This window comes from Sanguibacter sp. TS_SC_8 (genome assembly GCF_055361235.1).
In genome coordinates this window covers 2,238,115-2,257,450 of the sequence record NZ_CM143955.1, presented here as the reverse complement: position 1 = coordinate 2,257,450, position 19,336 = coordinate 2,238,115, and the positions used below count along the sequence as shown (strand labels likewise).

Genomic DNA, 19,336 nt, shown 5'->3' with positions numbered 1-19,336 from the left:
GAATCGTGGGAGGATCGGGAAGCCCTGACGCCGGTGACTGCGTGAGGTCTTCTGGTGCCGCGGCTGACTGGTCGGCAGTGCCCGGTCCTGAAAATCGTCGAATGATGGGATATCGCGTGTTCTCCAAGGTGCTGGTTGCCAACCGAGCTGAGATCGCCGTGCGGGCCTTCCGGGCCGCCTACGAGATGGGGGCCCGCACCGTCGCGGTCTTCCCGCAGGAGGATCGCAACTCCGAGCACCGCCTCAAGGCCGACGAGGCGTACCTCATCGGAGACGCCGGTCACCCGGTGCGGGCCTACCTCAACATCGAGGAGATCGTGCGGGTCGCCAAGGATGCCGGGGCGGACGCGGTCTACCCCGGCTACGGCTTCCTCTCCGAGAACCCTGACCTGGCCCGGGCCTGCGTCGAGGCCGGCCTGACGTTCATCGGCCCTCCGGCCGAGGTGCTCGAGCTGGCCGGGAACAAGGTCCGTGCGCTCAAGGCCGCCCGGGCGGCGGGACTCCCCGTCCTCGCCTCCTCCGAGCCTTCGTCCGACGTCGACGAGCTCATCGCCGCCGCCGACGAGATCGGCTTCCCGATCTTCGCCAAGGCCGTCGCCGGAGGTGGCGGACGCGGGATGCGCCGGGTCGACCACCGCGAGGACCTCCCCGAGGCCCTCGCGGCCGCCATGCGCGAGGCGGACAGCGCCTTCGGTGACCCGACCATGTTCCTCGAGCAGGCGGTCCTGCGTCCGCGCCACATCGAGGTCCAGATCCTCGCCGACGGCCAGGGCAACGTCGTGCACCTCTTCGAGCGGGACTGCTCTGTCCAGCGCCGCCACCAGAAGGTCATCGAGATCGCCCCGGCGCCCAACCTCGACCCGGCGATCCGGGATGCGCTGTGCGCGGACGCGGTGAAGTTCGCCCGGTCCATCGGCTACCAGAACGCCGGGACCGTGGAGTTCTTGCTGGACACGGTGGGGGAGCGGGCCGGCCAGCACGTGTTCATCGAGATGAACCCGCGCATCCAGGTCGAGCACACCGTCACCGAAGAGGTCACCGACATCGACCTCGTCTCCTCCCAGCTGCGGATCGCCGCCGGGGAGACCCTGGAAGACCTCGGCATCCGCCAGGAGGACATCCGGGTCAACGGCGCTGCCCTGCAGACCCGCATCACGACCGAGGACCCCTCCAACGGCTTCCGTCCCGACACCGGCCGCATCGTGGCCTACCGCTCACCGGGTGGCGCGGGGGTCCGCCTGGACGGCGCGACCGCGACCGCCGGCTCCGAGATCAGCGGCCACTTCGACTCCATGCTCGTCAAGCTCACCTGCCGCGGCCGCGACTATCCGACGGCGGTGCGCCGCGCGCGCCGCGCGCTGGCGGAGTTCCGCATCCGGGGCATCCGCACGAACATCCCCTTCCTCCAGGCGGTGCTGGCCGACGACGAGTTCGTCGCCGGCAACCTGTCCACGTCGTTCATCGACGAGCGCCCCGAGCTGCTCGCGGCCCGGGAGAGCGCCGACCGCGGCACGAAGCTGCTGGCCTTCCTCGGTGACGTCACCGTGAACCGGCCGCACGGCCCGAGCACCGGGGCGATCGACCCGCGGGCCAAGCTGCCCGCCTGCGACGTCACCGCGCCCGCTCCGGCCGGGACCCGCCAGAGCCTGCTCGAGCTCGGCCCCGAGGGCTTCGCCAGGGCGCTGCGCGCCCAGACGGCCGTCGCGGTGACCGACACGACGTTCCGCGACGCCCACCAGTCCCTGCTCGCCACCCGGGTCCGCACCCACGACCTCGAGGTCGTGGCGCCCTACGTGGCGCGGATGCTCCCGGGGTTGTTCTCGGTCGAGGCGTGGGGCGGGGCGACGTACGACGTCGCGCTGCGCTTCCTCGGTGAGGACCCGTGGGACCGCCTGACCAAGCTGCGGACGGCCCTGCCCAACGTCGCCCTGCAGATGCTGCTCCGCGGACGCAACACCGTCGGCTACACCCCGTACCCGACCGAGGTCACCGAGGCGTTCGTCCGTGAGGCGGCGGCGTCGGGCATCGACATCTTCCGGATCTTCGACGCGCTCAACGACGTCGAGCAGATGCGGCCCGCGATCGAGGCCGTGCGGGCGACCGGGACGGCCGTGGCCGAGGTCGCGCTGTGCTACACCGGGAACCTGCTCGACCCGGCTGAGACCCTCTACACCCTCGACTACTACCTCGAGCTGGCCGACCGGATCGTCGCTGCAGGTGCGCACATCCTGGCGATCAAGGACATGGCCGGGCTGCTGCGCCCGGCCGCCGCGGTCAAGCTCGTGACCGCGCTGCGTGAGCGTTTCGACCTGCCCGTCCACCTGCACACCCACGACACGACCGGTGGCCAGATGGCCACGCTCATGGCCGCCGTGGGGGCCGGCGTCGACGCGGTCGACGTGGCCTCTGCCGCCATGGCCGGCACGACGAGCCAGCCGCCGATGTCTGCTCTGGTCGCGAGCCTGGAGCACACCCCGCGGGACACCGGGCTCTCGCTGGCCGCCGCGAGCGACCTCGAGCCGTACTGGGAGGCTGTCCGCCGCCTGTACGCCCCCTTCGAGTCCGGCCTGGCCGGCCCGACCGGTCGCGTCTACACCCACGAGATCCCCGGCGGGCAGCTGTCCAACCTGCGCCAGCAGGCGATCGCGCTGGGCCTGGGGGACCAGTTCGAGCAGATCGAGGCCACCTACGCCGCGGCGGACCGGATCCTGGGCCGACTGGTCAAGGTGACCCCGTCGTCGAAGGTGGTGGGTGACCTGGCGCTGCAGCTCGTCGCCCGCGGGGCCGACCCCGCGGACTTCGCTGAGAACCCCCAGGACTATGACATCCCGGACTCGGTCATCGGTTTCCTCGGTGGGGAGCTCGGTGACCCGCCCGGGGGCTGGCCCGAGCCGTTCCGGACGAAGGCGCTGGCCGGACGGACCATGCGGGACGGGATCAACCCGCTCACCGAGCAGGACCTCACGGACCTCGGCGGGTCCTCCCAGGTCCGCCGGGACCGGCTCAACCACCTGCTCTTCGCCGGTCCGACGAAGGACTTCCTCTCCACGCAGGCACGGTTCGGCGACGTGAGCGTGCTGGACACGTCGAGCTACCTGTACGGGCTCGAGCGCGGGGGAGAGGTCGAGATCGCTCTCGGACGCGGGGTGCGGCTGCTGGTCGGCCTCGAGGCGGTGGGCGAGCCGGACGTGCGCGGCATGCGGTCGGTGATGTTCACCCTCAACGGTCAGATCCGCCCGATCCAGGTCCGTGACACCGGCATCGCGGTCGACAGCTCCGCCGTCGAAAAGGCCGACCTGGACGCTCCGGGTCAGATCGCCGCGCCGTTCGCGGGGGCCGTCACCCCCGTGGTCCAGGAGGGCCAGCGCGTCGAGGCCGGGCAGACGGTGGCCACGGTCGAGGCGATGAAGATGGAGGCCTCGATCACCAGCCCGGTGGCCGGCACCGTCCAGCGCCTGGCGATCGGCGCCGTCCAGCAGCTCGAGGGCGGCGACCTCGTGATGGTCATCTCCTAGCCGACTGGCGGTCGGGGGAGTTGGTGCCTAGCCTGGGCGACACCAGTTCTGAGGAGGACGTACATGGACACCAGCCCCGACAGCCCTGACAGCGCCGACAGCGCCGAGCAGGCAGCGGAGGTGGCCCGCCGGCTGCACGCGGCCCACCCCGAGTTCGACGAGGTGCAGCTGCTCGAGGAGGACGAGACGGTGCCGCCCCGCCCGGAGGAGACGATCGCGGACGCGTCCCGGGAGTGAGTCGTGCTGACGGCCGCCTGCGCGGCGGCCGTCAGAGCGGCGGCCCTCAGAGCAGCGGGCTCAGCGGGGTGAGGATGAGCTCGCCGAACTTGGCCACGGGGGAGCGCTGCTCCCAGTCCGTGAGCAGCAGCGGGCGGCAGTTGCTCAGGTCGACCGCGAAGATGTCTTCCATCTGAGCGGCGAGGCCCTCGTCGTAGATGGCCATGTTGATCTCGTAGTTGCCGGTCAGGCTCAGCCGGTCGATGTTCGCGGTGCCGATCGTGGTCCACTGACCGTCGACGGTCGCCGTCTTGGCGTGGACCATGGCGTTGCGGTACAGCCAGATGCTCACCCCGGCCTTGAGCAGCTGGGAGTAGAGCCCGCGGGAGAGCCAGTCGGTGAGGACGTGGTTGGACGCCTCGGGCACGATGAGCCGCACGTCCACCCCCCGCCGGGCCGCCGCGACGATGACGGCGAGCAGCTCGCGGTCGGGGATGAAGTACGCCTGGGTGAGGTAGACGCGGTGGTTGGACCGGCGGATCGCCTCCAGGTAGATGTTGCGGATCGGGTAGACCCGGCGCATCGGTGCGTTCCGGGCAGCCTGGAGCTCGGGTGCCCACAGGTCGGTCCCGGGGGAGGGGATCGTGGGGTTGTCGCCGCGGACGTTGAGGTTCCAGAAGTCGATGAAGGCGCTGGACAGCTCCCACACCCCGGTCCCGGTGAGCTTGAGGTGGGTGTCGCGCCACTGGGTGGCGTAGAGGGTGCCGATGTTGTAGCCGCCGACGAAGCCGACCTCGTCGTCGACGACGAGGATCTTGCGGTGGTCTCGACCGGTGTGCTTGATGTCCATGAACAGGACCTGGGGTCGGAAGATCGGGTAGGCCAGCACGTGGATCGGGTCGGGGAAACGGAAGAAGCTCCGGGGGACCACGAGGTTGGCGAACCCGTCGTAGACGACGTACACGTCCACGCCGCGGGCGGACGCCTCGATGAGGGCGTCCTTGAAGGTGTGACCGACCTCGTCGCCCTTCCAGATGTAGGTCTCGATGAAGATGCGGGTCTTCGCCGACCGGATCGCCGCGAGCATCTCGGCGTAGACCTCCTCACCGAAGGAGAACACCGTGGTCGTCGAGCCGCCGATGGTCGTGGTCAGCGGATCCGCGTGCGGGAACACCGCTTTGCGGGATTCCTTCCGTTTCTTCCAGTGGTCGATGGCGACGACCGCCGCGGCGGTGACGAACGGCGCGACCGCCGAGGTGATCAAGGCACGCTTGAGCGTCTTCTGGGCGAACCGTATGGCACTCTGCTCGTCTTCCACCCGACGAACATAGCCGAAGTGCAGGTGAGCGGCGGCCTGAGGGGCTGCTGGGCGCGTGGACGAGGGTGGGTTCTCGCCGCCGTAATGTCATAAGATACATTATCGGCGGTGCGGCGAGGGGAGTGGAAGGGGTCCGGAGAGGGGCAGGTTCTGCCCTCGTGAGGTCGGGGAACATCACCTGAGCTCGCTCGGCACGGGGCCTCGCTCGAACCTTGTCCCTGAGACCCGATCGGGACTAGCGTGGTAAGTGGCGTCGCGTGGGGACACGCTGCCCGCGGTCGGCGAGAGGGGTGCGTCATGAAAGACGTGCGATGCGTGGTGGGTTGGCACAAGTGGCAGCGACGCCGGATCGAGGACTCGCAGTACCTCGCCTGCAGGCGCTGCGGACGCGAACGGAGCGCCGGGCCTGCGGGTCCGCTGGGCAGGGGCTTGGGTGGACTGAGCGGTTGACCCGGCCTCCCGCTGCCGGGCACCCCGTCTCCCCGTAGCGTCACGAGGCGTGACGACGACGGCGGTCGCCCGTGAGGTCTGTAGGCCATTGATTGTGTTTACTACGTTGTACGCTGCAAGAACGTAGTAACATAAGTGGGGCTAAAATGCCCCGCGCTGCACTGAATCCTCTGGGTGTCAGAGGGTCTCACTAGGCTCGGACCAGTCCTTCTCTGATGGGCGTTCAGTCGAAGGAGCCCCTCCCGTGGTTGCACCGCCGTCCCTCAACCTCCTCAGCGTGGCGATGGCCGTGGACACCTACATCGGCACGTTCCCGCGGTCCGTCGTCATGGGGTCGCTCTCCCAGGTGACCGTCGACAACTATGTCCGCGACCTCGCCGAGTTCGTCGAGATCGTCGGTGGCGACAGGATCCTCGACGACCTCGACGGCGAAGACCTTGATGTCGCCGTGGTGACGTATGGCTCCAAGCCGGACGGACGGTTCAACGACCCAGGTGATCGGACTCGTTCCATCGGAGCGGCCGCCCGCTTCATGCAGTCGGTCTCCCGGTTGTTCTCCCATGCGACCCGCGTCGGGTGGGTGCAGCTCAACCCGGTCCCCGACATGCTCGTCACGTTCAAGGGCAGTCGCACCCGGGCGAAGTCACGCACGGCGCTCCCCCAGTCAGGCGCTGCGGCGCTGCTGTCCACGACCGACCCCGCCGACCGGAAGGTCTCGCGCGCCGACCAGGACATGGTGCTTCGAGACCGGTTCATCCTTCACCTCCTCGTGGAGGTCGGACCTCGGGTCTCCGAGCTCTGCAAGGCCGACCGCGCCGACATCAGCGTCGACGACGAGGGCGCCGCCTGGTTCGACATCCGTCACGGCAAAGGGGGCGGTCGCCGCAGGGTGCCCCTCTCCCCCAGGACCATGGAAGCGTTCACCGACTACGACCGCGCGCGCCCGACGCCGGCCCCGCGCACCCGCAGGGTCAAGGGTGTCCTGGTCGAGACGGTGGGAGTCGACGACGCCAGGCGTGCGCTCGTCCTCACGTGGAGGGGTCTGCGCATGCAACCGCGTGACGTCGAGCTGATGGTCCACCGGCGAGCCGCCCGGATGCCCGCCGGCCTCATGCGGGAGGTCACCCCGCACGGCCTGCGCCACACTGCGGCCACCCTTCTCCTCGCTTCGGGTGCCGCGGACGTCATGACCGTGCGCGACATCCTCGGCCACGCGTCGGTAGCCACCACCAGCGTCTACCTGGACTCCCAAGCCGATCACATGGTCGCAGCGGTCAGGCTCCACCCGGTCACGATGCCGCGAGTCTCCAGCAACCCTCGGGCGACCTGACCAAGGGTAGGCAAGTACCAGGCATCAATGGCACTGTAGGCGAGGTGAACGCAGGTGAGGTGATGACGCTGACCGCCACGCAGGCCGTCCGGGCCCCGTGGGCGATCGGTTCGCCGGCCCGACTGCTGGCCGCGGCCCTGGTGTGCGGGTCGTCCATCCTCTTGTTCGCCGTGCACGCCCGGCCGATCGGTTACCTCCCACTGGTCCTCGGGATTGCGCTCGGCCTCGCCGTCGACCGCGCGCTGGGGCGCGACCTCGCGCTCATCGGCGTCGGGATGGGGATCATCTCGGCGATCTCACTCCGGGCGGACCTCAGCGACGCTGGCATGGCGCGTTTCACCGTCGCGCTCTCGCTTGCGGTGCTCGTGCCGTGGGCGCTGTCGCGCTGGCTGTTCGGCCAACGCACCATCACGTTCCCGGTCGCCACCGGGAGACGCTGGTCGCGGACGCAGATCCTCTATCTTGTGTTTGTCGTCGTGGCGGGCTACCTCATCCTGCCGGTCTATTTCATCGGCTCGGGCGCCTACCGCAACTGGCCCGACCTCGCCAGCAGCCAGGACATCGCGCGGCTGTTCGTGGGTGTCAACGCGGTGGGCATCTGGGACGAGCTCTTCTTCATCTGCACGGTGTTTGCCCTGCTCAGGGCGCACTTTGGGCTGTGGGTCGCGAACCTGGCGCAGTCCGTGGTCTTCGTGTCCTTCCTCTGGGAGCTCGGCTACCGCGAGTGGGGCCCGCTGCTCACTGTCCCCTTCGCGCTCATCCAGGGCTGGATCTTCGCCAAGAGCGCGTCCCTGACCTACGTCATCGCCGTCCATCTGCTCTTCGACGTCGTCGTGTTCGGGGTCCTCGTGCATGCGCACCACCCTGAGCTGCTCGACATCTTCCTCACGGCGCCGCGCTGAACCGCAACGCCTCCCGCTGCCCGTCAGGCCCCCACGTACGCCGCGAGGTGCTGACCGGTGAGCGTTGACCTGTCGGCCACGAGGTCGGCCGGGGTGCCCTCGAAGACGACCCGGCCGCCGTCGTGCCCGGCGCCCGGGCCGAGGTCGATGATCCAGTCGGCGTGGGCCATGACGGCCTGGTGGTGCTCGACGACGATGACCGACTTGCCGGCGTCCACGAGCCGGTCGAGCAGGGCGAGCAGGTTCGCGACGTCGGCCAGGTGCAGTCCTGTGGTCGGTTCGTCGAGGACGTAGACGCCGCCCTTCTCCCCCAGGTGCGTGGCGAGCTTGAGCCGCTGACGCTCGCCGCCGGAGAGCGTCGTGAGCGGCTGGCCGAGGCTGATGTACCCGAGCCCGACGTCGACCAGGCGGGCAAGGATGGTGTGCGCGGCCGGCGTGCGGGCCTCCCCGGCGCCGAAGAACTCCTCCGCCTCGGTCACCGACATCGCCAGCACCTCGCTGATGTCCCGCCCGCCCAGGTGGTAGTCGAGCACCGAGGCCTGAAAACGCTTTCCTTCGCAGACCTCGCACGGTGAGGCGACGCTGGCCATGATGCCCAGGTCGGTGTAGACGACGCCCGCGCCGTTGCAGTTGGGGCAGGCGCCTTCGGAGTTGGCGCTGAACAGGGCTGGCTTGACGCCGTTGGTCTTGGCGAACGCCTTGCGGATCGGGTCGAGGAGCCCGGTGTACGTCGCCGGGTTGCTCCGCCGGGATCCCCGGATCGCGCCCTGGTCGATCGAGATGACGTTCGCCCCGGCGGGGATCGATCCGTGCACGAGCGAGCTCTTGCCCGACCCGGCGACGCCGGTCACCACCACGAGCACCCCGAGCGGGATGTCGACGTCGACGTCGTGGAGGTTGTTCGCGCTCGCGCCGCGGATCTCCAGCGCCCCGGCGGCGCTGCGCACACCGTCCTTGAGGACGGCGCGGTCGTCGAGGTGGCGGCCGGTGAGTGTGCCGCTGGCCCGCAGCTCCTCCACGGTGCCCTCGAAGACCACCTCTCCCCCGGCGGAACCGGCGCCCGGGCCGAGGTCGACGGCGTGGTCGGCGATGACGATCATCTCCGGCTTGTGCTCGACCACGAGCACCGTGTTGCCCTTGTCCCGCAGCTGCAGCAGCAGCGTGTTCATCCGCTGGATGTCGTGGGGGTGCAGCCCGATCGTCGGCTCGTCGAAGACGTACGTGACGTCGGTGAGGGAGGACCCGAGGTGGCGGATCATCTTGGTGCGCTGCGCCTCTCCCCCGGACAGCGTGCCGGCTGGGCGGTCGAGGGAGAGGTAGCCGAGCCCGATCTCCACGAAGGAGTCCAGGGTGTGGGCCAGCGCGGTGAGCAGCGGCGCCATCGACGGCTCGGTGAGGCCGGCGACCCAGGTGGCCAGGTCGCTGATCTGCAGGGCGCAGGCCTCGGCGATGTTCATCCCGGCCACCCGCGAGGACCGGGCGCCCTCGTTGAGCCGGGTGCCCCTGCACTCCGGGCACGGTGTGAAGGTCACCGCCCGGTCCACGAACGCCCGGATGTGGGGCTGCATGGCCTCGCGGTCCTTGGACAGGTAGGACTTCTGGATCTGCGGGATGAGCCCGGAGTAGGTGAGGTTGATCCCGTCGATCTTGATCTTCGTCGGTTCCTTGTAGAGCAGGTCGCTCAGCTCGGTGGCGGTGTAGTCGCGGATCGCCTTGTCCGGGTCGAAGAAACCGCAGCCGCGGAAGATGCGCCCGTACCAGCCGTCCATGGAGTAGCCGGGGATCGTCAGTGCGTTCTCGTTGAGGGAGAGGCTGTCGTCGTACAGCGCCGTCAGGTCGATGTCGTTGACGTTGCCCATACCCTCGCAGCGCGGGCACATGCCGCCGGTGATGGCGAAGTCACGCCGTTCCTTCACGGTCGTGCCGCCGCGTTCGAAGGTGACGGCGCCGGCGCCGCTGATCGAGGCGACGTTGAAGGAGAACGCCTGGGGCGGACCGATGTGCGGCTGGCCGAGGCGGCTGAAGACGATCCGCAGCATCGCGTTGACGTCGGTCGCGGTGCCCACGGTCGAGCGGGTGTTGGCCCCCATCCGCTCCTGGTCGACGATGATCGCCGTGGTCAGCCCCTCGAGCAGGTCCACGTCCGGACGGGCCTGGTTCGTCATGAAGCCCTGCAGGAACGCGCTGTAGGTCTCGTTGATCATCCGCTGCGACTCCGCGGCGATGGTGGCGAAGACGAGGGAGCTCTTGCCCGAGCCGGAGACACCGGTGAACACCGTGAGGCGCCGCTTCGGGATCTCGAGGCTGACGTTCTTGAGGTTGTTCTCCCGCGCGCCCTGCACCCGGATGAGGTCGTGGGTGTCGGCGACGTGCGGGGCGGTCGGCGGGGCGGCGGTCCGCGGCTCGGTGCTCATGACTGCCAGCCTAGATCGGGCCCGGGGACCCGCGCGCGCCGGCCCTCGAGCCAGACGGAGCGTCTGGAGCTATCCCCACGCCGCCTCGGCGTCGCGCAGGTAGGACCCCAGGGTGCCCAGCGCGCCCGGCACGAGGGCGTAGATCGACCAGACGCCGCGCTTGTCCCGGGTGAGCAGGCCCGCGTCGACGAGGATCTTGAGGTGGTGGGACACCGTCGGCTGGGTGAGGTTGAGCGGCTCGGTGAGGTCGACGACCGAGGCCTCGCCGTTCTCGTGCGCGGCCACGAGGGAGAGCAGGCGCAGCCGGGTCGGGTCGCTGAGCGCTTTGAACGACTGCGCCAGCGCGGACTCGCCGCTGCGTCCGGTCATGAGGTGTTCTCTCCAGTACCTGCTCAACGAGCCGTTCGAGGTGGTCGCTGCGGGTCACCGGCGCAGCAGGTCGATTCTACGCAGTCCCCGGAAGAGCTGGCTCCCGCCGGGGTGGACGTCGCCGGCCGTCCACAGCTGGGGCGACCACGGCCCCGGGGGACGACGAGGTGGGCCGAGGATCTGGGGATGACCCCCTCTCCTGCTCCCGCCGCCGACAACACCCACCGCACCCACCGCACGCCCCGACCTCCCGGCTCGCTCCTCACGTCCGACCACGAGGCGCTCGCGCACCTGGCGGGCCTCGTCGGGGACTGCCGCGACGAGGCGGTCCTGTGGGTGACCTTCCTCTCCGCCGACGACCGTGCGCTCGCCCTCGTCGTGCCGATCGACGACCTGCCGCCGGTGCCCGACGACGCGACGACCGTCTCGCTCGCGCAGGCGATGCGCGACGTCGTCGGGCACGTGTCCCCGGGCGCTCAGGCGCTCGTCGCGATCGTCCGCCCGAGGGGCGGGGACTACGGGGACCACGAGCGCTCCTGGGCGGACGCGCTGTGGCGCGCCGCCGACGCCACCGGCTGGACGATCCGGATGATCGCCGCGGTGGGAGCGCACCGGGCCCGGGTGCTCGAGAGGGCCCGGTGCGCACCGCGCTCGCGCCGGAGGTGATGAGGCTAACCGCCCGGTGGCATGCGGCCGACCACCCTCCCGCGCTACACTGGCGACGTTCCCAGGGCAGCCTCGCACCGTGGTCATGCGCACGGCGACACACCTGGGCACCACCGAGACACCCGAGATGCGCGGAGCACCGCCATCTCGACGAGTCCGAGCGGCGATTTCACGGTACCTTCACGGAGGGCGTGGAACACATCACCTGATCGACTCGTTGAACTACCAGAGCTTCGTTTCAGACATCGACGTAACAGCGGGTGCATCAGGCGTCATCGATGTCACCGCAGATCACTTGGAGGACAACATGGCAGACCGTTCCTTGCGCGGTATGAGCATCGGCGCCAAGAGCATGGAGTCCGATGAGGGCGTCGACTTCGCTCCGCGCTTCCAGGCGCACTACGACTGCCCCAACGGGCACACGATCATCCTGCCGTTCTCGACCGAGGCCGACGTGCCCCTGGTCTGGGAGTGCCGGTGCGGTGAGGAGGCGTTGCTGCGCGACGCCGAACAGCCCGAGCTGAAGGCCGGCAAGGCCCCCCGGACCCACTGGGACATGCTGCTCGAGCGCCGCACGGTCAAGGAACTCGAGGAGCTCCTCGACGAGCGGCTGGCTCTGCTGCGTGCCGGGAAGCTCCGCCGCAGCGCGTGAGGCACTGAGCCGACGACCACCGATGCCCCCGACCCCAGCTGGGTTCGGGGGCATCGTCGTGTGCGGGGCGTGCTAGGCGCGGGGTGCGCTAGGCGCGGGCCGCAGCCTTCTTCGCCGCCGGCTTCCTCGCAGGGCCCGGACGCTGGGCGACGGGTGCGGGCCGCCGCCGGGACCGGACGGTCACCACGACGCCCGCCGCGGTGAGCAGCGCGGCCGCGGTGAGCACGATCCTGGCCGGCCACTCCCCCGCCTGCACGGCCGGGGTGAGCGAGGTGCGCAGGGCCACCGGGCTGACCATCTGCTCGGCGGTGAACAGCCCTGTCCGCTCGAGCAGCACCCCGTTGGGGGCGATGACGGCGCTCACTCCCACGGTCGAGATCTGGATGGTGGTGCGCCCGGTCTCGATGGCCCGCAGCCGGGACATGGCGAGCTGCTGGGTGGACTCGTTCGTCGGGCCGAAGGAGGCGTTGTTGGTCGGGATCACGAGCAGCTCGGCGCCGGCCTCGATCGAGTCCTGGACGAGGGCGTCGTAGGCGACCTCGAAGCAGATCGCGTCCCCGATCGCCACGGTGCGTCCCAGCCGGGGTGAGACGAGCTCGACGATCCCGACCTCGGTGCCGGCGATCATGTCGTTGGTGACCAGGTCGACGGCGGAGGAGAACGGGCGGACCAGGCTGCGGATGGGGATGTACTCCGCGAACGGCGCCGGGTGCTGCTTGGCGTAGCGACCTACCACGCCCGTGCCCGGCTCCCACAGCAGCGACACGTTGTACCGCCCGCCGGTCTCGGGGAACTCCTGCGACCCGATGAGCAGCGGCGCCCCGACGGCGCGGGCGGCGTCGTCGATGGCCGTGGCGGCCTCCGCGTCGACCTGCGGGTCGATGTCGGTGCCGTTCTCCGGCCAGAGCACGAGGTCGAGGTCCCCGGGGGCGACGGAGTCGAGGAGGGCGTAGGTCCCGTCCACGTGGTTGTTGAGCACCTCGCGGCGGTGGTTGAACGCGTCCAGCCCGGGTGTGGCCACGTTGCCCTGGACGGCGCCCACCTGGAGCGTGCCGCTCTGCGCCCGGGTGTCGAGCGGGACGGCGAGCCCCGCTCCGACCGCGGCCACCGCGACGAGGGCGCAGGCGCCCGCGCGGAGCAGGTTGAACCGCCCCAGGGCGATCACGGCGAGGGCGAGCAGGGCCGCGCACAGCACGGCGGCGAGGGAGACCAGGGGCATGCCGCCGAGCCAGGCCAGGCGCCCGAGGGGCGACTCCGACTGCGAGAACGCCACCCGACCCCACGGGAACCCGCCGAAGGGCACGGCCGAGCGGGCCAGCTCGCCCGCGACGAAGACCACCGCGAAGGCGAGGGCTTGCAGGCTGACCCGGGCCGCGATCGCGGGCACCCGGCGCACGTACGTCCAGGCGAGCATGGACAGCCCGACGAACAGGGCCTCCAGGACGCTCAGCGCGACCCACGGCACGTCGCCGACGGCGTACTGCGCCCACCGGATGTGCATGAGGAAGAAGACCAGGCCCCACACGAAGCCGATGAGGAAGTTCCACGCCGGGGCGTCGCGCACGGTGGCGAGAAAGAGCAGGCTCACCCCGGCGATGGCCAGCAGCCAGATGCCGATGTCGGGGAAACCGGCATCGGTGATGAACCCGCCGACGACGGCGAGGACGAGGGTGAGCCACCTGGGAACGCGTCGCGCAAGCACCTGAGCAGGGTACGTCACGGTGCTGGGCATTCGCTGGAGTGGGGTGGTTCGTGCGTCCTTCGTGCCGCTGGTCGCATCGCTGAGGCCTGCGTTTTCTACTGAAAGCACGAACCACCCCTGACGTATCGAGGTGACACGCCACGGAAGACTCCCCCACCTCATCGGAGCAGGTCAGGAAGTTACAGGACGAACCTACTCGTCCTGCCCTCGGGCTTGTCAAGCCCGAGGTCAGGACGGGAAGGGTGAGACGGACGGGATCAGTCGAAGGTGTCGAAGATGACCCGGCCGGCGCGCACCGTCTGGCGGCACTGCGGCAGCCCCGCATCGGGGCTCAGGTCCGGCAGCAATGGTGTGCCCGAGCGTGCGTCGGTGCTCCACGAGGACAGCCTCGGCGCCTCGGACTGCACGCCGACGTGCTCCGACGTCCAGACGGCCAGGTGGGCGGGGCTGCCCACCCGGATCTCCCCCGCCCCGGTGTGGTCCAGGCCGGCCAGGCGCCAGCCGCCGCGGGTCGCCGCCCGGAACGCGGCGCGGGCGGAGATGCGGTGCTCGGGGGTGTGGTGGTAGACGGCGGCGCGCACCCCGGCCCACGGGCTCAGCGCGGTCACGGGTGCGTCGGACCCGAAGGCCGTGGGGACCCCGGCCGCGGCGATCGCCGCGAACCGGTTCATCTGCCCGGCCCGCTCCACCCCCAGCCGTCTCTCGTAGAGGCCGCCGGGACCGCCCCACGCCGCGTCGAAGGCAGGTTGCATGCTCAGGCCGACCCCGAGGGTCGCCAGCGCGGCCAGCGCCGCGTCGTCGATCATCTCGGCGTGCTCGAGGCGGTGACCGAGGCGGCGCATGGCGCTGCGCTCGCGCTCGGCGGCCGCGACGAGACCGGTCACGACGGCGTCGGTGGCGCGGTCGCCGATGACGTGGAAGCCGGCCTGCAGCCCCGCGGCGGTGACCGCGAGCACGTGCGCCTCGACGTCGGCGGCGTCCAGGTGCAGGGTGCCGCAGGTGCCGGGAGCGTCCAGGTAGGGAGCGCGGACCGCGGCGGAGCGGGCCCCGAGGGACCCGTCGACCGAGAGGTCACCGCCGATCCCGGTCAGGCCCGGGATGGCCTCGGCGAGGGCGAGGGCCTCCTCGACCGTGCGGCACAGCTCCCCGCGGTACCCGGTCACGAGGGGAAGCCCGGAGGCGGCGTCGGCGGTCGCGGCGAGCAGCGCGGCGAGGCCCTCGCGGGTGTCGACGCCGGGGGCGCTGTTCTCGTGCACGGCGACCACGCCGCGGGAGGCGGCGGTGCGCAGGGTGGTCTCGGTCATCCGGGTGCGGCGGGCGGCGTCCACCTGGCGGGCCAGCGCCCGCGCCGCGACGTGCGCCTCGCCGGCGACGAAGCCGTCCTGGGACCATCCCGGACGTGAGGCCAGGCCGGCGAGCTCGGCGAAGCTCGTGGAGACGACGGCGCAGTGCACGTCGACCCGGGCGGCGTAGACGGGGACGCCGCCGGCCGCGGCGTCAAGGTCCGCAGCGGTCAGCCGGCGGGAGTCCGCCCAGGTGGTCTCGTCCCAGCCGTGGGCGAGCAGCGGGCCCTCGGCGGGTCGGTGGGTGCGGGCCCGGGCGGCGAGGGCGTCCAGCGCCCCGGCCCGGGAGCGAACACCGGACAGGTCGACGCCCTCGCGGGCGAAGGCCTCCTCGAGGAGGTGGACGTGGGCGTCGACGAACCCGGGGGCCACGAGCGCGCCGTCCAGGTCGATCACCCGGGAGGCGCGGGCGGCGAGACCGTCGGCGGTGTCGTCGGCCCCGATCCAGGCCACGACCCCGTCGTCGACGAGCAGGGCCTCGGCGAAGGCGTCGGCCGGTGAGTGGATGATGCCGTTGCGGTACAGGATCGAGGTCACCGCACGACTTTATGCCACCGGGCCGGCGGTCAGACGCTCGAGTAGGCGACCACGCCCCGGCGCAGCGCCTCGATGGCCTGGTCGGCCGTGGCACGCATGCGCTGGTCCGGCGCCGCCTTGGTGAGCTGGCCGAGCACGTCGATGATCTGCTTGCACCACCGCACGAAGTCCCCGGCGGCGAAGTCGGTGCCCTTGAGCACCACGTCGAGGCTGCGCCCCGACGCCCACCGGTGGACCGCCTCGACGAGGCCGAGGTCGAGGGTCCCGGTGGCCTCCAGGCGGTGCGCGGTCTCCAGGTCGTCGAGCTTGGACCACACCCGGACGGTCTCGTCCAGGGCCCGGCCCAGCACCCCGCCCGGTCCCCCGGGGATGTGGGGGTCGGCGTCGGTGTCGTCGCGGCGCGCGGAGTACACGACCGTGGAGACCGCCGCGGCCAGCGCGGCCGCGTCCAGCCCCTCCCACACCTTCAGGCGCAGGCACTCCGCGAGCAGCAGGTCGCTCTCGGCGTACAGCCGGCGCAGCGCGGCGCCCGGGGCGGTCACCACGAGCTCACCGTCCCCGCGCCGCTCCAGGTAGCCCAGGGTGCTCAGCACGTCACAGATCCGGTCGAAGACCTTCGCGATCGACCCGGTCCGCCCCTCGATCCGGCGCAGCAGCGCCCGGTGCTCGGCGTCGAGCTTGGCCCACCGGCTCGCCCACCGCAGGTGGTCCTCCCGGTCGGGGCAGGAGTGGCAGGAGTGCGCCCGCAGCGCGGTCTGCAGCCGCCCCAGGTTCGCGTCCTCCCCCGACCCACGGCGCACGGTGCGTCCGGGTGTCGTGCCCGCCCTACCCGCCCCGCCCGACTCCCGGAGGGCCTCGAGGGTGGCGCGCAGCGCGAGCGCGAGCTCGCGGCGCGCGGCCGGGTTGCGGGCGTTGAAGGCCTTGGGGATGCGGACCGCGCCGACGGTCTCCACGCCGTGCGGGACGTCGGCCAGGGTGAGCTTCTGCACCTGGCGCTCGCTGCTGAGGACCGTGGGGCGGGGCCCGTCGAAGCCGGCCTCCTGGCCGGGGTCGACGACGATCGCGTACCCGGCGCGTCGCCCGGACGGGATCTCGATGACGTCCCCGCGCTGCAGCCCGGTCAGCGACGCGATGATCGCCGAGCGGCGCTCCCCCGACGCCCGCTTGGCCAGCTCGCCCTCCCGCGCGGTGATCGCCCGGCGCAGGCGCATGTACTCGGTGAAGTCGCCCCTGTCGCAGACCATGGCGCGGGCGTAGCCGTCCAGGGCCTCGGAGTTGGCGGAGGCCTGCTTGGCCAGGCCCACCACCCCCCGGTCCGCCTGGAACTGCGCGAAGGACGTCTCCAGGATCTCCCGGGAGCGCTCGCGGCCCACCTGGGAGACGAGGTTGACGGCCATGTTGTACGTCGGGGCGAAGCTCGAGCGCAGCGGGTAGAGGCGCTTGGACGCCAGCCCGGCCAGCGCCACCGGGTCGAGCCCGGGGTGGTCCACGACGACCGCGTGACCCTCGATGTCGATCCCGCGCCGACCGGCGCGCCCGGTGAGCTGGGTGTACTCCCCCGGGGTGAGGTCGACGTGGCTCGACCCGTCCCACTTGACGAGCTTCTCCAGCACGACCGAGCGGGCCGGCATGTTGATCCCGAGGGCGAGCGTCTCGGTCGCGAAGACCACCTTGACCAGCCCGGCGCTGAACAGCACCTCGACGGTCTCCTTGAACAGCGGGAGCATTCCCGCGTGGTGGGCCGCGACGCCTCGGCTGAGGGCGTCGAGCCAGCCCCAGTAGCCGAGGATGGCCAGGTCCTCGGAGGGGATCGCGGCGCAGCGGGCCTCGACGATCTCGCGGATCTGTGCCTCCTGGGCCGGGCTGGTCAGCCGCAGCCCGGCACCCAGGCACTGCGCCACGGCCCCCTCGCAGCCGGCCCGGGAGAAGATGAAGAAGATCGCCGGCAGCAGCCCGGCGCGGTCGAGGCCGTCCACGACGGCGAACCGGGGAGGTCCGCGCCGCCCGGAGTGCTGGGCGGCAGGAGCCGTGCCACCGCGTGGTCCACCGCGCCCCCGGCCGCGGCCACCGCCCCAGCCACCGCCGCCCGAGGTGGAGCCTGCGCCGCGGAAGCCTTCGCTCTGGCGCATCACGGCGAGCAGGTCCGGGTTGATCGGCGGGTTGGTCCCGGGGGACGTGGGGTCGACGGTGTGGGCGTACAGGTCGAGGATGCCGCCCGGGTTGGTCCCGCGACCGGCGACGACGACGTGCTGGGTGAGGGGCACCGGGCGGTGCTCGCTCACCACCACGGCGGTGTCCCCGCGGACCATCTCGAGCCAGTCGCCGAACTCCTCGGCGTTGGACACGGTCGCCGAGAGGGAGACGAGCTGCACGTCGCTCGCCAGGTGGATGATGACCTCTTCCCACACCGCCCCGCGGAACCTGTCGGCGAGGTAGTGCACCTCGTCCATGACGACGTAGCCCAGCCCGGCCAGCGTCGGGGAGTCCGCGTAGAGCATGTTGCGCAGCACCTCGGTGGTCATCACCACGACCGGCGCCTCGCCGTTGATCGTCGTGTCCCCGGTGAGCAGGCCGACCGAGTCCGTCCCGTACCGGCGCACGAGGTCGGTGTACTTCTGGTTGCTCAGGGCCTTGATCGGGGTCGTGTAGAACGCCTTGCGTCCCCCGGCGACGGCGAGGTGGATCGCGAACTCCCCCACGATCGTCTTGCCGGCGCCGGTGGGGGCGGCCACGAGGACGCTCTGCCCGCGTTCCAGCGCGGCGCAGGAGTCGATCTGGAACTCGTCGAGCTCGACGTCCAGGGACTCCCGGAAGCTCGTGAGCTGGGGTCCGGACTGGGCGGCGCGCTCGCGGAACCTGCGGTACCGCTCGGACGGGCTGAGACCGGCCGGGTCGAGCCCGTCCGGGCTACGCTCGGCGTTGCTGTCTGACGTGCGGCGATCTGAGCGGGGAGCCATGGCTCCAGCCTAGGTCGATCCTCAGACGAGCACGTGCAACGCGCCACGATGGACCCGGGCGCGCAGCGGCACCGGCCCGATGACCTCGCCGTCGGCGAAGGCGACCGGCGGGAACGCCCCGTCGGTGGTCGGCTCGATGATGATCGAGGTGGTGCGCAGGACGGAGACCGCCGGGTGGGCCAGGTGGCGCCCGCGGTACATCCCGGGGAAGAGCTTGAGGATGCCGCGCCGGGTGAGGGCGCCGGCGTAGACGACGTCGAGCCGGCCGTCGTCGATGCGCGCGTCCGGTGCGATCCGCAGCCCTCCCCCGAACTGGGGGGAGTTGGCGACCGCGACGACGGTCCCGGTGAGGTCGAAGGTGCCGTCGTCGGTCGTGATCCGGTAGCCATAGGGGCTGAACTCGCGCAGACAGGCGACGACCGCGCGGACGTACTTGGCCCCTCCGGGGGGCCAGCGGTAGGTGTTGGCGCGGGCGTTGACCGCCGCGTCGAGACCGAGGGACAGCGTCCCGGCGAACCAGGAGCCGCCCCACGTCTCGGTGTCCGGGGTGTGCGCCCCGGCGATGTAGGGGGCGACGTGGACGGCGTCGACCGCGCGGGGCGGGCGCCCCAGGGCGCCGGTGATGCGGGTGACCGCGGCGTCGACGGCGTGCACCGGCAGGCCCAGCACCTGGGCGAAGTCGTTCCCGGACCCGGCCGCCACGATCCCCAGCGGGGTGGTGGTGCCGACCACGGCGTTCACCCCGAGGTGGACCATGCCGTCCCCGCCGACGACGACGAGGGCGGCGAGCCCGTCGATCGAGGCGCCGCGGGCGCGGGCGAGCGCGTCGGCCACGGACTCCCCCGAGAGCTCGACCACCACGCAGCCGCGCTCACGCAGCGCCCGGGCGGTGTGCAGGCCTGCCGCGCGGCCACGCCCGTGCCCGGCGGTGGGATTGACGACCAGGCCGACGCGCGCAGGCACCG

General features: G+C 71.4%; 13 protein-coding genes. 6 read left to right on the top strand and 7 right to left on the bottom strand.

Annotated elements, in window-relative coordinates; genetic code table 11:
* Positions 1-116: 116 nt before the first annotated feature.
* A complete protein-coding gene (locus ACWA15_RS10240; protein WP_464059478.1) occupies positions 117-3,515 on the top strand; it encodes a pyruvate carboxylase in 3,399 nt (1,132 codons plus the stop codon).
* A 63-nt stretch (positions 3,516-3,578) separates the two neighbouring features.
* A complete protein-coding gene (locus ACWA15_RS10235) occupies positions 3,579-3,752 on the top strand; it encodes a hypothetical protein (protein WP_464055033.1) in 174 nt (57 codons plus the stop codon).
* Positions 3,753-3,798: 46 nt separating this feature from the next.
* On the opposite strand, the gene ACWA15_RS10230 is transcribed toward ACWA15_RS10235, so the two are convergent.
* Positions 3,799-5,049: a phospholipase D-like domain-containing protein gene (locus ACWA15_RS10230; RefSeq protein ID WP_464055032.1), complete on the bottom strand. Its 1,251-nt coding sequence runs from the start codon at positions 5,047-5,049 to the stop codon at positions 3,799-3,801.
* A 694-nt stretch (positions 5,050-5,743) separates the two neighbouring features.
* Between ACWA15_RS10230 and ACWA15_RS10225 the strand changes: the two genes are divergently transcribed.
* Both ACWA15_RS10225 and ACWA15_RS10220 read left to right on the top strand, forming a co-directional pair.
* The gene (locus tag ACWA15_RS10225) at positions 5,744-6,829 is read left to right on the top strand and encodes a tyrosine-type recombinase/integrase (RefSeq protein WP_464055031.1); all 1,086 of its coding nucleotides are present in this window, start codon (positions 5,744-5,746) and stop codon (positions 6,827-6,829) included.
* A gap of 62 nt (positions 6,830-6,891) precedes the next feature.
* The gene (locus tag ACWA15_RS10220; protein WP_464055029.1) at positions 6,892-7,731 is read left to right on the top strand and encodes a CPBP family intramembrane glutamic endopeptidase; all 840 of its coding nucleotides are present in this window, start codon (positions 6,892-6,894) and stop codon (positions 7,729-7,731) included.
* A 23-nt stretch (positions 7,732-7,754) separates the two neighbouring features.
* Here the strand turns inward: ACWA15_RS10220 and ACWA15_RS10215 are convergent, their stop codons facing one another.
* Both ACWA15_RS10215 and ACWA15_RS10210 read right to left on the bottom strand, forming a co-directional pair.
* The gene (locus tag ACWA15_RS10215; RefSeq protein WP_464055027.1) at positions 7,755-10,145 is read right to left on the bottom strand and encodes an ATP-binding cassette domain-containing protein; all 2,391 of its coding nucleotides are present in this window, start codon (positions 10,143-10,145) and stop codon (positions 7,755-7,757) included.
* A gap of 69 nt (positions 10,146-10,214) precedes the next feature.
* Positions 10,215-10,514: an ArsR/SmtB family transcription factor gene (locus tag ACWA15_RS10210; RefSeq protein ID WP_093181841.1), complete on the bottom strand. Its 300-nt coding sequence runs from the start codon at positions 10,512-10,514 to the stop codon at positions 10,215-10,217.
* A gap of 186 nt (positions 10,515-10,700) precedes the next feature.
* Between ACWA15_RS10210 and ACWA15_RS10205 the strand changes: the two genes are divergently transcribed.
* A complete protein-coding gene (locus ACWA15_RS10205) occupies positions 10,701-11,180 on the top strand; it encodes a hypothetical protein (protein WP_464055026.1) in 480 nt (159 codons plus the stop codon).
* 307 nt (positions 11,181-11,487) lie between these two features.
* A complete protein-coding gene (locus ACWA15_RS10200; protein ID WP_464055024.1) occupies positions 11,488-11,832 on the top strand; it encodes an RNA polymerase-binding protein RbpA in 345 nt (114 codons plus the stop codon).
* A gap of 88 nt (positions 11,833-11,920) precedes the next feature.
* On the opposite strand, the gene lnt is transcribed toward ACWA15_RS10200, so the two are convergent.
* The 4 genes from lnt to ACWA15_RS10180 all read right to left on the bottom strand — a co-directional run bounded on the left by lnt (position 11,921) and on the right by ACWA15_RS10180 (position 19,334).
* Complete coding sequence (gene lnt / locus ACWA15_RS10195) at positions 11,921-13,534, bottom strand: apolipoprotein N-acyltransferase (RefSeq protein WP_464055023.1); 1,614 nt, start codon at positions 13,532-13,534, stop codon at positions 11,921-11,923.
* Positions 13,535-13,791: 257 nt separating this feature from the next.
* Positions 13,792-15,414 carry an amidohydrolase gene (locus tag ACWA15_RS10190; protein WP_464055022.1) on the bottom strand — a complete coding sequence of 541 codons (1,623 nt, stop codon included), beginning with the start codon at positions 15,412-15,414 and terminating at the stop codon, positions 13,792-13,794.
* Between the two features lie 29 nt (positions 15,415-15,443).
* On the bottom strand, positions 15,444-18,371 hold the full coding sequence (locus tag ACWA15_RS10185; RefSeq protein ID WP_464055021.1) for a DEAD/DEAH box helicase: 2,928 nt from the start codon (positions 18,369-18,371) through the stop codon (positions 15,444-15,446).
* A gap of 21 nt (positions 18,372-18,392) precedes the next feature.
* Positions 18,393-19,334 (bottom strand): diacylglycerol/lipid kinase family protein, encoded by a 942-nt coding sequence (locus ACWA15_RS10180; protein ID WP_464055019.1) that lies wholly within the window; start codon positions 19,332-19,334, stop codon positions 18,393-18,395.
* Between the last annotated feature and the right edge of the window lie 2 nt (positions 19,335-19,336).